Genomic DNA, 13,462 nt, shown 5'->3' with positions numbered 1-13,462 from the left:
GGGCCGGTGCTGGTGATTGCCGGCGCGGGCTCCGGCAAGACGCGCACGCTGACCTTCCGGGTGGCGCGCATGCTGGAGCGGGGCGTCCCCCCCGAGGGCATCCTCCTGCTCACCTTCACCAACAAGGCGGCGCGGGAGATGACGCGCCGGGTGGAGGAGCTGGTCGGCGCCTTCGTGGACGTGCGGCGCATCCTCGGGGGCACCTTCCACCATGCCGCGCACGTGCTGCTGCGCCAGTACGCGGGCGTGCTGGGCTTCTCCAGGAACTTCACCGTGCTGGACCGCGAGGACGCGCGGGACTTGATGGTGACGTGCATCGCCGAGCGCCGCCTCAAGAGCGACAAGCGCTTTCCCCGGCCAGACCTGGTGCTGGACCTGGTGTCCCTGGCGGCCAGCCTCCAGCAGCCCGTGTCACATGTCCTGATGGACCGCCGGCCGCAGCTGTTGCCGCTGGCGCCCGAGGTGCTCGCCGCCGCCGCGCGCTTCCAGCAGCGCAAGGCGCAGATGCACCTGATGGACTTCGATGACCTGCTGGTGCACCTCAAGCGCCTGCTGACGCACCACCCGGACGTGAAGGCGCAGCTCACCGAGCGCTTCCGCTGCGTGCTCGTGGACGAGTATCAGGACACCAACCGGCTCCAGGGCGACCTGGTGGATCTGCTCGCCGGGAAGCGCAAGGACCTCACGGTGGTGGGGGACGACTGTCAGTCCATCTACAGCTTCCGGGGCGCGGACTTCACCAACATCATCGGCTTCCCCGAACGCTACCCGGGCTGCTCCGTCCACGCGCTGACGCGCAACTACCGCTCCACGCCGGAAATCCTGCGGCTGGCCAACACCTCCATCGCCCTCAACCCGAACCAGTTCCCGAAGGTGCTGACGGCGGCCCGCTCCCCGGGCGTCAAGCCGCTCATCGTCCCCGCCCGGGATGCCGGGGAGCAGGCCGCCTACGTGGCCCAGCGCATCGGTGAGCTCCGTGAGCAGGGCCTGTCCCTGGAGGCCATGGCCGTGCTGTACCGGGCCCACAGTCACTCGCTGGAGCTCCAACTGGAGCTGACCCGGCGCGGCCTCCCTTTCCGGGTGCGCTCCGGCGTCCGCTTCTTCGAGCAGTCCCACATCAAGGACGTGCTGGCCCACCTCCGGCTGGTGAACAACCCGGGGGATGAGCTGGCCTTCAAGCGCGTCATCCGGCGCGTCCCAGGCGTGGGACCGGCGACGGCCGAGCACCTCTGGACCGCCCTGCGCGCCCAGCCGGAGGGGACACCCCTGGCGGAGGGGCTGGCCCATGCGGACGTCCGCGCGCACCTGCCACGCAAGGCGCGGCAGGGCTTCCAGGCCTTCGGTGACCTGATGGGGCGGCTGACCCGGCCGGAGGCGTCCCCCTCACCGGGGCGGCTCATCGAGGACGTCCTCGCCGGGGGCTACGCGGACTTCCTCCGGGCGGAGTTCTCCGAGGAGGAGCACCGGGAGGACGACGTCCGCCAGCTGGCGGAGTTCGCCGGCCGCTTCGAGGACGTGGCGCGCTTCCTGTCGGAGATCGCCCTGGTGTCGGAGTTCGCGGCGGAGGAGGCCTTGAGGGAGGGGGCGCCCGAGGCGTGCCTGACGCTGTCCACCGTCCATCAGGCCAAGGGGCTGGAGTGGCGGGCCGTCTTCGTCCTCTGGCTGGCGGACGGGCGGTTTCCGCTGTCACTGGCCACGCGCCTGCCTGAGGAGGAGGAAGAGGAGCGGCGGCTGTTCTACGTGGCCCTGACCCGGGCGCGGGACACCCTGGCGCTGGTGTACCCCCAGTCGGTGCTGCCCCGGGACGGGGAGCGCATCCTCCTGCGGCCGTCCCGGTTCCTCCAGGAGCTGCCCGGCGGGGAGGACGCTCCGTTTGACCGGTGCATCCTGTCCACCCTGGAGGCGGAGCCCGAGGGGGCCATGGGGCAAGTGGGTCCCCCTCCGGGTGGATCGGACCCGGCGGACTGACACCGTCGCCCAGAAACGCGCACTCCCGTGCGCGACGTGATAGACAGTGGAATCAGGGGCGGCGTCTTCCGGCACGAGCCCCCTCACTTCATGGCGGACAGACCTCGCATCATCGGGATTGACCTCGGCACCACCAACACGCTGGTGGCGTCCGTCCGCAACCGCATCCCGAAGATCGTCCCCACCGATCGCGGCAACCTCACGCTGCCCTCCGTCGTGGCGCTGTCGGCGCGCGGCGACCTGTTGGTGGGCGGGGTGGCCAAGGATCAGATGGTCACCAACCCCAAGAACACGCTCTGGGGGACCAAGCGGCTCATCGGGCGGAAGTACAACTCCAAGGCGGTGGACGACCTCAAGGGGTACTTCCCCTACGACATCGTCGAAGGCCCCAACGGGGACGCCGCGGTGATGATGGGCGGCAAGCTGTATTCGCTGCCCCAGGTGTCCAGCTTCGTGCTGGGCCAGGTGAAGACCATCGCGGAGCAGTTCCTGGGCGGCCCCATCGAAGGGGCGGTCATCTCCGTCCCGGCCTACTACAACGACAACCAGCGCAACGCGGTGAAGGAGGCCGGCCGGCTGGCGGGCTTCGACGTGAAGCGCATCGTCAACGAGCCCACCGCCGCGGCGCTGGCCTACGGCTTCAACCGGGGGCTGGATCAGAAGGTCCTCGTCTATGACCTGGGCGGCGGCACCTTCGACGTGTCCGTGCTGCACCTGGCCGGCAACGTCTTCGAGGTCCTGGCCACGGGCGGCGACACCTTCCTGGGCGGCGCGGACTTCGACAACCGCATCATGGAGTACGTGCTGGAGCGCTTCCGGGAGGAGACCAAGGTCGACCTCGGCACGGAGAACCCCATCGCGCTCCAGCGCATCAAGAACGCGGCGGAGGCGGCGAAGATCGACCTCACGCTGATCCCCAACGTCGTCATCGACCTGCCCTTCATCGACGAGCGCAAGGGCAAGCCGCTGGATTTGCGCATCCCCCTGACGCGCGAGTTCCTCAACAGCCTCACCGGCGACCTGGTGGACCGCACCTTCGAGATCTGCGACCGCGTGCTGGAGGAGAAGGGCATCTCCCGCGCGGAGATCGACGAAATCATCCTGGTGGGCGGCCAGAGCCGCATGCCGCTGGTGCAGCAGAAGATTCAAGCGCACTTCGGCAAGGCGCCGCGCAAGGGCGTCCATCCGGACGAGTGCGTGGCCCTGGGCGCGGCGCTGCTGGGCGACTCGCTGGGCAGCATCGACGCGGTGACGCTGCTGGACGCGCTGTCCATGCCCATTGGCTACGCGATGCCCAACGGGCGCGTGAAGCGCATCATCGAGAAGAACTCGCTGATTCCAATGGTGAAGAGCTTCCGCCTGCCTCCGCCGAAGGAGCCGGGCTCGCCCTTCATCGAGCTGGACATCTACCAGGGGGACAGCGACCTGCTGGTGGACAACGAATATCTGGGCACGGTGCGCGTGCCCTCGGCCGCGGCTGGCCGGAAGATCGACTTCCGCCTCACCGAGGAGTGTCTGCTCCAGGTGACGGTGGAGGAAGCGAGCGGCATGCGCAAGGTGGACCTCGCCACCCGCGACACGCCGGAGCAGCTCAAGCGGGCGCTCCAGGAAGTCGCGTCGCGACACTCACAGCAGGTGCCCAGCTCCAGCAACAGCGGGAGCGACGACCGGGGGCTCTTCTCCAGCATCAAGAGCATCTTCCGGAGGGGCTAGGAGTCCAGATGGCGAAGTTCCCGTCGAAGGAGTGGGTGGACGAGGCGGTCCGCCTCACCAATGAGGATCCCGAGTGCGCCATGGCCGGCAGGGGCTGGAAGGGCGACTTCGGGGCGGTGGTGGAAGCCGAGCCCGGCTTGCTGGCGAAGGCTTTCGTGGTGCACGTCGTCCCCGGTGACTGCCGCATCGAAAAGGCGCGCGTCCTGGCGGATCCGGACGACCTGGAGGAGCTGGAGCCGGTGTACCTGGCGCGCGCGCCCTACAGCGTCTGGAAGCAGCTCCTCAAGGGGACGCTGGACCCGGTGGAGGCGGTGCTCAAGCGCCGCATCTCCATGAAGGGCGACCTGCAGCCGCTGATTGAGCGCATGAAGTACAAGGGCATCGCCGATCGCGTCTTCGCGCAGCTGCAGACGCAGTTCATCGACGAGCCCTGAGCCGGAGACGCCATGGGAATCAAGGACGACCTGAAGAAGCAGGCCCTCAACGTGTCGGGCAAGGCCATGGAGAAGCTCATGGCCGACGACCGCCGCGCCATGGCCATTGCCAACGCCATTGGGAAGGCCCAGCGCGGCAAACAGGCGCTCGACCGGGGGCAGGAGGAGCTGATGAAGGCGCTGAACTTCGCGCCCCGCAGCGAGTTCAAGATCCTGGGCAAGCAGCTCTCCGGCCTCAAGCGCCGGCTGCGCGAACTCGATGAGAAGCTCGACGCGCTGTAGTCGAAAATGCGTTGACACCTGAGCGGGCCAATGGCATCTACACCCGCGTTCGCGGCTGGCAACACCGGCGGCGGTCAGCAGAAGGGCGTATAGCTCAGCGGTAGAGCACTGCCTTCACACGGCAGGGGTCGCAGGTTCAAACCCTGCTGCGCCCACTCAAGAAAGGCCGTGAGTCCGAATCGGGACTCACGGCCTTTCTGCTTTGCGGGCTCCATCTCCGCCGCTGCGCCGGACGCAAGAAAGCCCACCCCGCCTGCGAAGCGGAGTGGGCGTCTTGAGATTGCGGCGTGAGGCCGGGGCGCGGCTCAGAGCTTGGGCACGTCCGGCACGTCGACGGCGGGCGTGTGCCGGGCCTTGATGAGCGACGCGGCGATGCTCGCGCCCAGCAGGCCGGCGATGACGACCAGGGACACCGCGGGCGGCACCTTCACGAAGTCGATGACGGCCATCTTCGCGCCCACGAAGACGAGCACCGCGGAGAGGCCCACCTTCAGGTAGCTGAACTTCTCCACCGCGCCGGCCAGCATGAAGAACATGGAGCGCAGGCCGAGGATGGCGAAGATGTTGGACGTGAAGACGATGAAGGGGTCCGTCGTCACGGCGAAGATGGCGGGGATGGAGTCGAGCGCGAAGAGGATGTCCGACGCCTCCACCAGCAGGAGCGCCATCAGCAGCGGCGTGGCCAGCTTGCGGCCGTTCTCCACGGTGAAGAAGTGGTGCCCGTCGAAGTTGGGGGTGGAGGGGATGGTCCGCCGGGCCAGGCGCATCAGCGCGCCGTCCTCCGGGTGGTCCTCCTTGTTGCGCTGCAGGAAGAGCTTCACGCCCGTGAGGATGAGGAAGCCGCCGAAGACGTAGATGAGCCAGTGGAAGCGGGCCAGCATCGCCACGCCCGCGAAGATCATGATGGCTCGCAGCACCAGCGCGCTGAGGATGCCCCAGAAGAGGACCCGGTGCTGGTACAGCGCGGGGATGCGCAGCGCCGAGAAGATGACGACGAAGACGAAGATGTTGTCGACGGAGAGCGACTTCTCGATGAGGTAGCCGGTGATGAACTGGAGGCCGGGCTCGGGCCCGAACTTCCACCAGACCCCCGCTCCGAAGACGAGCGCCAGGCTGACCCACACCGCGCTCCAGCCCAGGGCCTCCTTGAACTTCACGACATGGGCTTTGCGGTGGAAGACGCCCAGATCGAGCGCCAGCATCGCGATGACGAAGGCGACAAAGCCGGCCCACAGGCCCGGACTGCCGACGCTTGGGAAGGTTTCCATATGGTGGCGTCAGATAAGAGTCATCCGAGCCTTCCACAAATAGGAATTCTGCCCGCACTCCATCGAGAAAACAAAAGAATTAGCCGGACAGGGAGCAGACGAGCGGTCAAAAACATCCCAAATGTTTGGGAAGTGGTTTTGACGGCGATGGGTTTGGAACCGTCCCGGTTGGAAAAATCAAACACGGGGCTATGAGACCAGCCAGGCGTCACCGTCCCTGAGGGCAGCTACTCCTCCCGACGGAAGGACGCGTCGAGCGCACTCCAGGCGATAGGCGCCTGGGGGCTCGTCACCCTCATGCCTCAAGCAGTAAGGACGCTATTTTGACTCGGAATCGTTTTCTGTCCTCGACGTGTGGTGCGCTCTTCGCTCTGGCCGCTGTCACGGGCTGCGGGAATGAAGCTGGCAACGAGGATTCGAACACGCCAGGGCGGACCGAGACCCCTGGTCAGTCTCCGCGGGTGCCTGCTCCCTCTCCGTCCGAGCAGACCCCCGGCACGCCGGCGCCTGGGGACTCTGACACGTCGCCGGATGAGCCGGTGGCCACCGTGCCGCCCGACGAGGAGCCTTCGACGAACCCCGGCGACCCGTCCACCGAGCCCGAGCAGCCAGGCGAGTCGGGCGCGGACAAGTTCGGCGTGACGATGATCCACCCGTCCGTCTCCGGTGGTGAGCAGTGGTTCCTGGCCGACGACGCGATGTCCGACAGCCGGTTCGACCCGCAGGACGACCTCACGCGCAACTCGGACGGCTCTTGGAATCTCAAGAGCGACAAGGTGCGCATGAACGTCTTCACGTCCACCGGCTACAAGCCGAATGAGATCGCCACGTATGACCGCGACGTGCTCACCAGCCGTGGCTACATGCAGTCGCCGAACGACTGGAAGAACATCGAGATGACGGGCTTCGTGAAGCTCAACGCCGCGTCCGATGAGTCCGACAACTTCGACATGTACGCGCGTGGCGGGAAGCACAACGACGACAACGAGGGCTGCGAGGGCAGCAGCTACAAGGGCGCGCTGCACTTCGATGGCCAGGCCCGCTTCCAGAAGGAGTCGTGGCACGTCTCCTACGAGCAGGCGCCTTACGAGCAGGTGACGGAGCCGCTGACGGGCCGCTGGGTGGGCTTCAAGACGGTGATGCGGAACACGCAGGTGAACGGCAAGGAGGCCGTGCACCTGGAGATGTACCTCAACGAGAACGCGGACAAGGTCTCCTGGGAGAAGATCTACGACTTCGTGGACGCCGGTGACTGGGGCGGTGACGCCGAGCACTGTGGCGGCGCGGATGGCGCGGTTCCCCTCACGTGGGGCGGCCCCATCGCCACGTTCCGTTGGGACAGCACCGAAGACGTGGACTTCAAGTGGCTGTCCGTGCGCGAAATCGCGCCGGAGCAGTGAGCCGCTGACGCCTGGCGCGCCCGCTGACCGGGGGCGCGCCTGAGCGCAAGTCCGCAATCCCACGAGGGCGTGGGGGACCCGACGAGGTCCTCCGCGCCCTTCGTGCGTCCATGGACGGGAAGGTCCACCTCCCGGGCGGGTGGCGCGTGTGGCTTCGGCCTCCCCACCTTGCGGGCGCCGACGCGCCAGCCAGCCGCCGGCAGCCCTGTGTCGTCCGTCGGGGCTCGGCGTTCAGGCCGGCCCACTGGCTGTCAGAGAGGAAGACTTCCCATGCACATTACTTTCCTGGGCCACGCCGGGTTCATCGTGGAGACGGCGGGGGCCCTTGTCGTCATGGACCCGTGGCTGTCGTCCCGCGGGGCATTCGACTCGGCGTGGATGCAGCTGCCGTGCAACCACCACCTGGCGCCGCTCGTGCGGGAGAAGCTGGAGACGCCCGGCAAGGAGCGCTTCCTCTACGTCAGCCACGAACACAAGGACCACTTCGACCCGGAGTTCCTGGCCACCCTCCGGCAGCGGGACTTCACCGTGCTGGTGCCGCGCTTCCACCGCTCCGAGCTGCAGGACGTGTTCGCCCGGTATGGCTGCAAGCAGGTCATCGCCTGCGAGGACGGCCACGAGGTCCCCATCAAGGGCGGCTACGTGAAGCTGTTCGTGTCGGAGCAGGGGACCAACCGCGACTCCGCGGTGATGGTGCGCGGTGACGGGCAGTGCTTCCTCAACCTCAATGACTGCAAGCTCCATGACCGGATGGGGCGCATCGCCGCGGAGGAGGGGCCCATCGACGTGTTCTCCGCGCAGTTCTCCGGGGCCATCTGGCACCCCACCTGCTACGAGTACCCGACGGAGACGTACGCGGCCATCGCGCTGAAGAAGCGGGAGAGCAAGTTCGAGGCGGTGGCGCGCACGCTCGAGGTGCTTCATCCGCGGGCGTACATCGCGGCGGCCGGGCCCGCGGCCTTCCTGGACCCGGCGCAGTTCCACCTCAACTTCGAGAAGGTGAACATCTTCCCGAACGCGACGCAGCTCTTCGCCTTCCTGCGGCAGCGCCTGCCTCAGGGGAAGACGCGCTACCTGGAGCCGATGCCCGGGGACGTGCTGGACGCGAAGTCGCTGGCGTTCGTCTCGCAGGTGGCCGAGCGGGTGACGCCGGAGAACATGAAGGCGTACCTGCACGACTACGCGAAGCGGCAGGAGTCCGTGTTCCGCGAGCGGCGGCGCAACCTGCTCGTCGCGGAGGTGGCGGAGATTCACGAGCGGCTGCGCGTGGAGCTGCAGCGCAAGCTGGACCTCCTGGACCTGCACGAGCGCGTGGGCATGCCGCTCTACGTGGAGCTGACGGAGCTCCCGGAGCAGCTCTTGCGCGTGGACTTCAAGGCGCGCCGTGTCCACGTGGTGGCGAACATCCAGGAAGAGGTCCGCTACACGCTGAAGACGAGCGCGGCCGACGTGGGGCGCGTGTTGGACCGCAAGCTCACGTGGGAGGACTTCCTGCTGTCGTTCCGCCTGCGCCTGAGCCGCAACCCGGACGTGTACGAGCCGGTGCTGCACGGCTTCCTGGGGGTGGAGATCGAAGACATGCGCGAGTTCTGCGAGGGCATCCGCTCCACCGAGTCGCAGCGCGAGCGCACGGTGGTGGAGGCCGGTGGGCGGCGCTTCTCCATCCAGCGCTTCTGCCCCCACCAGGGCGCCGACCTGTCCGAGGGCTGGGTGGAGGAGGGGCGCTACCTGGTGTGCCCTCGCCACCGCTGGCAGTTCGACCTGGAGGCCGGGGGCGCGTGCACGCAGAACACGTCCTCGCTCTGCGCGGAGCTGCTGCCCGAGCGTGAGCAGGAGAAGCCCCAGACGCCGGCGGCGGACCCGCAGCCTCAGCTGTAACGCCAGGTCCCCCTGAGCGCCACGCGCGGTCGACGTGGCGCGCAGGGGAGGCCGTGCGCTCACCGCGACTGGGGTGCCGTTCGCGGGCTTCAGGGCTGCTGCGTGGAGAGCTGAAGACTCAGCCGCACGTTGTCCGAGCGCAGGCCCACCGGTGCCTCCGGTGCGAGCGCCTCCTGGGGCACCTCGCCCGTCCACGCGAGCGTGTCGTCCGCCCAGACGCGGAGGACGTTGCCGTCGAGCTGGGCCCGCAGCGTGTGGGGCTCGCCTGGCGAGGGCGCTTCCAGCCGGACGTGCCGCGCGGGGCGCAGGATGGCGTAGCCCCGGTTTCCGCACTCGCGGCTGGTGTGCTGGCCCGGGTTGCGCTTGACGTTGACGACGATGCCCGGCTTGGGCGCCAGCCGCCACATCGCGTACAGCACGTTGCACGCGTCCACCGCGAAGAGCTTGAGGCCCACCTGCTGACGCTGCTCCCCCGAGGCCAGGGCCACCTGGCGCTCCGTGGGGCCCAGGAGGGTGAAGCGCAGCGCCACCTCGCGTGTCGTGCTTCCATGGACGACCGCGCGCATGCGGGGCCCGTCGACGAGGAGCTGCTCGCCGGGGCCGGGCTCCAGGTTTCCTTCGGTGACCTTCAGGCGGGACAACGGGACGCGCGTCAGCATGCGCCTGCCTTTCTTCCGGGAGGCCCCGGGGTGGCGTGGCTCTCTCCGTTCACTCGGCGCGAGCCGTGGCGCCACCCCGTCATCCTGGCCACCCTCCGCCGGACGGGCTCCGGCGCCCAGCAGCGCGGCCAGGGCGCCGCAGCCCACGAGCAGCCGGCGCGGTGTCACGGCGACCGGGCACCCAGGAAGGACTGAAGCGACTCCACGTGCGCGCGCAGATAGGCCTGCTCCGCGCGCAGGCGGGTGAGCTCCATCATCAGGTAGCCGCGGAAGCGGCGAATCTCCCGCGTCTGGAGCGCATCCATGGACTTGAGCTGGGCCTCCAGGTCCGACACCAGGGTGCTCAACTCGCGCAGGCGGCCCTCTTCGGTGCGGTGGACGGCGCGCAGCTCGGCGATCAGCTCGTTGACCCGCTGGGGCACGCCCGACACGTCGTCGAGCGTCGCGCGACGGCGGCCCTCCCGCGCGCGTGCGTTGGCCGAGCCCTGCCACAGGTGGCCCAGGTTGAAGGACAGCGTGAGCTGCCCGAAGAGGGGCAGGTCCTGGTCGGCGTCGATGAGCTCGTCGTACCCGCCGCGCAAGCTGACGCGCCAGGCGCGCGAGCGGCGCAGCGCCCCGTTATACGATTCGAGCTGGTCATCCGCGGCGCGCAGCTCGTTGAGCACGCTCTCCAGCCGCTGACCTTGTTGAAACGGGGGCCGTGCCGCCAGCCGCGCGCGAGCGACCTGCGTGCTGGTGGCGAGCTGTCGCAGCCCATCCAGCCGGACCTGCACCGCGTTCAGCTCCTCCAGCGTCACCTGGCCCTGCTTCATGTCGTTGCGCAGTGACGTGAGCAGCGCCTCGGCGTTGGGCAGCGCCTCCTCCAGCACGCGCGCCCGAGCCTCCAGCGCGGCCTGTTCACCCAGGCCGCTGCCCTGGCGGATGGCGGCCTCCAGCACCACCATGGCGCGCTGCCGGCGGCAGTCCGCCTCCGCGCGCTTGTGGAGGGCACGGCCGCGGTAGAGGCCCACGAAGTCGTACATCAAACCCGCTGTGATTCGGGGGGTGGGCTCACCCAACGGCGTGGTGCCGGCGCCGCCGGTGGCTTCGCCCGCGTTGACCACGCCGAAGGCCCCGAACACCTCGGGCGCCAGCTCCAGCGCGGCCTCCGCGCTGCCCACGCCGCGCACGAAGTCGCAGTAGCCGGCGGCCCGGTCCTCGCTGGACGGCGACGTGAGCTCCCCCGCGGGAGGAGGCGCCGGCTGGGCCAGCGCCAGCCGCGCGGCGATTGAAAGCAATGCGCCACAAGTGACGGTCATCCGCATGGTCGAGTGTCTCCGGCTCCGAGGCCGTCTCCAGGCAAAGGGTGTTGGGGCTCACAGCAGCAGCGGCGGCCGGCCCAGGTGGAGCAGGTCTTCCCGGGCGGAGGGCGCGTCCGTCAGCTGGACCTCCACCATGACGCCGCGGAGCATGTACTGGCGGATGGGGTGCTTGAGGGACACCTCGCCCTCGAGCACGCGCCCGATGACCCCCACCTCGTGGCACCAGAAGACCTTGGCCGCGCACGAGTACAGCGGCGTGCCCTGCTCGGCGTTCGGGATGTTCTCGTACGGGACGAAGGCGACCGTGAGGTCCTTCTCGATGGCCTTGAGGTACGGCGACGCACGCAGCGACGCAATCAACGTGTCGTAGCGCAGGGCCACCTCGTCCAGGGCGGCCAGGTCCGTCTGGAGGCTCTTCAGCGTCGCCTCCGCGCGGGCCTGCTCCAGGACGGAGTGCGTGTACTCGCGCTCCAGCAGCAGCACGTCGGACGTCATGCCTTGCGGCGTCTCGTCCTTGCCCATGCCGGACTGCACCGCCGAGAGGCCGGCGATCTCCCGCTGGAGCGACTCCAGCCGCGTCTCCAGGTCCACCGAGGACTGCGCCAGCGACAGGTTGCTCTGCGCCAGCTGCGCCAGGTGGTGGTTGATGGTGAGCTTCTCCTCCTGCTCCAGCAGGCGGGCGTTGTACAGCGCGTCGGTGCGCGTGCGCGCCAGGCCGGCGTAGGCGCGGTTGGACTGCACGATCTCCGCCCGGGCGCTGCTGTACTCACGGCGCAGGGATGACAGGCGCCGCGCCACCCGGTCCCTGGCGTCGCGCTCGCCGCGCAGGGCGACGAGGAAGCGCTGCTGGAACGCGCGCTCCGCGCCGATGGTGCGCTCCGCGTCGGAGATGCGGTTCTCCACCGACCGCCGGTCCGACAACACGTGGTCGCGCGCGGACGTCTGCGCGGCCACCTGGGTATTGAGCGTGAGAATCTGTGGGTCCGTCGGCGAGATGACCGTGGGCGTCACCCAGCTGCGGCTCACCAGGAAGAAGCCCTGGACGGACAGGAAGGACACCAGCCCGAGCATGATGAGCGTGAGCAGCAGGGAACCGATGAGCTTGTAGGCCGAGACGGCGATGCTGTTGACGCGATTGGCGACGCGTTGGTTCATGGCGTGGTGCCTTCACCAGCATGGGTGGGAGGAAAGCGGCCCCCGGAGTCGAGCGGTGACGTCTCGGGAGCGGCGTTGGCGCTGCCCCGTGTCTCCCAGCTCCCCGAGTCCAGCGTCAGCAGGGCCAGCGGTGTGAAGAGCGCGTACGTCACCGGCATCAGCATGGCCATGGGCAGGAAGCTGGCGCCGTGGACCCGGCGGTCCGCTGGAAGGTGCCGCGTTTCGATTCGGTAGATGACCCCCAGCAGTCCGATGACCAGGAAGTGGAAGGCGAGGATGTCCCAGAACTCGCCGGTCAGGACGTTGTGCACGATGACCAGCGGGTAGGAGAGGAGCAGCGCGAGCTGTGACACGTAGTGGACCGTCACCACCGGATGGAGCCGCCAGGCGTGCGACAGGCCGCCCAGCAGGTCCACCAGGTTGGAGCGGCGCCACCGGAGCTGCTGGGAGAAGTACCCGGCCAGCGTCGACGGCGCGGCGGTGAAGCAGAAGGCGTCCAGCGTGTAGACCGTCTCGTAGTCGTGCTTGACGATCTGCCGCGTGAGGAACCGGTCCTCGCCGTACTTGATGGGGATGCCCGCGATGGCGCGCGCCTCCAGGATGGGCTCCAGCTCCAGCAGCACGTGGCGGCGGTACGCGGTGAGGCAGCCCGACAGGCACATCACCTGGCGGAAGCTGCGCTCCAGGTCCTTGAGCCACTCCTGGGCGAAGTGGAACTTGATTTCAATCATCCGCGTCATCCAGTTCTGATGACGGTTCGTCACGTAGGTGCGGCCGCCCACCGCGGCGATGCGCGGGCCGACGAAGCGGCGCACCAGCTGGCGGACGGCGGCCTTGTCGACGATGACGTCCGAGTCCACCGACACGATGATCTCCGCGTCCGTGGCGGCCTTCACCGCGCGGTTGATGCCCTTGCGCTTGCCCATGTTCTCCGGGTTGCGCATGACGATGACGTTGGGGTTTCCCTCCGCCGCCTTCAAGGCCCAGGCGTAGCTGTCATCCTTGGAGCAGTCATCCACCACCACGATTTGCAGCAGGTGGCTGGGGTAGTCCTGCTCCAGGAGACTGCGGACGCCGTGGTAGATGCCTTCGCCTTCGTTGAACAGCGGGATGACGATGGCGACTCGCGGCAGGTAGGTGTCGTCGACCCGGTCGAACTGCCGCCCCTTCAGGCGCCGTAGCAATGGCCCGAGGACATAGCGGTTCATCAGAACCACCATGAAGAGTAACTGAATTGGAAAGAGCTCCATCCGTCCCTGCCCCCCATCACGCCACCACCGCGAACCCCAACACGAGCGAGCGAAAGGTTGGCGGGGACAACGGTGTGTGCAAACTGCCTCGGGGGTCAGCGACAGTGGCCATCAGTGGCCATGCCACGCAGAAGCACCCAGGAGCGAGCACGGG

General features: G+C 68.4%; 11 protein-coding genes and 1 tRNA gene. 7 read left to right on the top strand and 5 right to left on the bottom strand.

The window, feature by feature from the left end; all coding sequences use genetic code 11:
- From G4D87_RS07795 to G4D87_RS07775, 5 genes are all read left to right on the top strand, one after another.
- Positions 1–1,968, top strand: a 1,968-nt coding sequence (locus tag G4D87_RS07795) for an ATP-dependent helicase (protein ID WP_163780484.1), incomplete at its 5' end; no start/stop codon positions are given.
- Between the two features lie 90 nt (positions 1,969–2,058).
- Positions 2,059–3,681, top strand: coding sequence for an Hsp70 family protein (locus G4D87_RS07790; RefSeq protein WP_163780482.1), 1,623 nt, complete (start codon positions 2,059–2,061; stop codon positions 3,679–3,681).
- A gap of 8 nt (positions 3,682–3,689) precedes the next feature.
- A complete protein-coding gene (locus G4D87_RS07785) occupies positions 3,690–4,115 on the top strand; it encodes an SCP2 sterol-binding domain-containing protein (protein ID WP_163780480.1) in 426 nt (141 codons plus the stop codon).
- Positions 4,116–4,127: 12 nt separating this feature from the next.
- Complete coding sequence (locus G4D87_RS07780; protein WP_163780478.1) at positions 4,128–4,397, top strand: hypothetical protein; 270 nt, start codon at positions 4,128–4,130, stop codon at positions 4,395–4,397.
- Between the two features lie 83 nt (positions 4,398–4,480).
- Positions 4,481–4,552, top strand: a tRNA-Val gene (locus tag G4D87_RS07775).
- 150 nt (positions 4,553–4,702) lie between these two features.
- Here the strand turns inward: G4D87_RS07775 and G4D87_RS07770 are convergent.
- On the bottom strand, positions 4,703–5,665 hold the full coding sequence (locus G4D87_RS07770; protein ID WP_163780476.1) for a TerC family protein: 963 nt from the start codon (positions 5,663–5,665) through the stop codon (positions 4,703–4,705).
- Between the two features lie 323 nt (positions 5,666–5,988).
- Between G4D87_RS07770 and G4D87_RS07765 the strand changes: the two genes are divergently transcribed.
- Entirely contained in the window at positions 5,989–7,065 is a 1,077-nt protein-coding gene (locus G4D87_RS07765) for a carbohydrate-binding protein (RefSeq protein ID WP_163780474.1), read from the top strand.
- A 270-nt stretch (positions 7,066–7,335) separates the two neighbouring features.
- Positions 7,336–8,943: a Rieske 2Fe-2S domain-containing protein gene (locus tag G4D87_RS07760; protein WP_163780472.1), complete on the top strand. Its 1,608-nt coding sequence runs from the start codon at positions 7,336–7,338 to the stop codon at positions 8,941–8,943.
- A gap of 89 nt (positions 8,944–9,032) precedes the next feature.
- Here the strand turns inward: G4D87_RS07760 and G4D87_RS07755 are convergent, their stop codons facing one another.
- The 4 genes from G4D87_RS07755 to G4D87_RS07740 all read right to left on the bottom strand — a co-directional run bounded on the left by G4D87_RS07755 (position 9,033) and on the right by G4D87_RS07740 (position 13,308).
- Positions 9,033–9,602, bottom strand: a complete 570-nt coding sequence (locus G4D87_RS07755) for a hypothetical protein (protein ID WP_240358089.1) — start codon at positions 9,600–9,602, stop codon at positions 9,033–9,035.
- A 164-nt stretch (positions 9,603–9,766) separates the two neighbouring features.
- Positions 9,767–10,906 (bottom strand): hypothetical protein, encoded by a 1,140-nt coding sequence (locus tag G4D87_RS07750; RefSeq protein WP_163780469.1) that lies wholly within the window; start codon positions 10,904–10,906, stop codon positions 9,767–9,769.
- Positions 10,907–10,957: 51 nt separating this feature from the next.
- Entirely contained in the window at positions 10,958–12,058 is a 1,101-nt protein-coding gene (locus tag G4D87_RS07745; protein ID WP_163780468.1) for a hypothetical protein, read from the bottom strand.
- Complete coding sequence (locus tag G4D87_RS07740; protein WP_163780466.1) at positions 12,055–13,308, bottom strand: glycosyltransferase family 2 protein; 1,254 nt, start codon at positions 13,306–13,308, stop codon at positions 12,055–12,057. Before G4D87_RS07740 ends, G4D87_RS07745 begins: the two co-directional genes overlap by 4 nt.
- Positions 13,309–13,462: the final 154 nt, after the last annotated feature.

The organism is Myxococcus vastator, assembly GCF_010894475.1.
Lineage (GTDB): Bacteria > Myxococcota > Myxococcia > Myxococcales > Myxococcaceae > Myxococcus > Myxococcus vastator.
Note: the sequence above shows the minus strand (reverse complement) of the source record. Positions and strands in the feature narration are given on the sequence as shown.

Coding starts and splice junctions, on each gene's coding strand:
- G4D87_RS07770 (WP_163780476.1), bottom strand. CDS start 5,665: ATGGAAACCTTCCCAAGCGTCGGCAGTCCGGGCCTGTGGGCCGGCTTT.
- G4D87_RS07760 (WP_163780472.1), top strand. CDS start 7,336: ATGCACATTACTTTCCTGGGCCACGCCGGGTTCATCGTGGAGACGGCG.
- G4D87_RS07740 (WP_163780466.1), bottom strand. CDS start 13,308: ATGGAGCTCTTTCCAATTCAGTTACTCTTCATGGTGGTTCTGATGAAC.
- G4D87_RS07750 (WP_163780469.1), bottom strand. CDS start 10,906: ATGCGGATGACCGTCACTTGTGGCGCATTGCTTTCAATCGCCGCGCGG.
- G4D87_RS07780 (WP_163780478.1), top strand. CDS start 4,128: ATGGGAATCAAGGACGACCTGAAGAAGCAGGCCCTCAACGTGTCGGGC.
- G4D87_RS07790 (WP_163780482.1), top strand. CDS start 2,059: ATGGCGGACAGACCTCGCATCATCGGGATTGACCTCGGCACCACCAAC.
- G4D87_RS07745 (WP_163780468.1), bottom strand. CDS start 12,058: ATGAACCAACGCGTCGCCAATCGCGTCAACAGCATCGCCGTCTCGGCC.
- G4D87_RS07755 (WP_240358089.1), bottom strand. CDS start 9,602: ATGCTGACGCGCGTCCCGTTGTCCCGCCTGAAGGTCACCGAAGGAAAC.
- G4D87_RS07785 (WP_163780480.1), top strand. CDS start 3,690: ATGGCGAAGTTCCCGTCGAAGGAGTGGGTGGACGAGGCGGTCCGCCTC.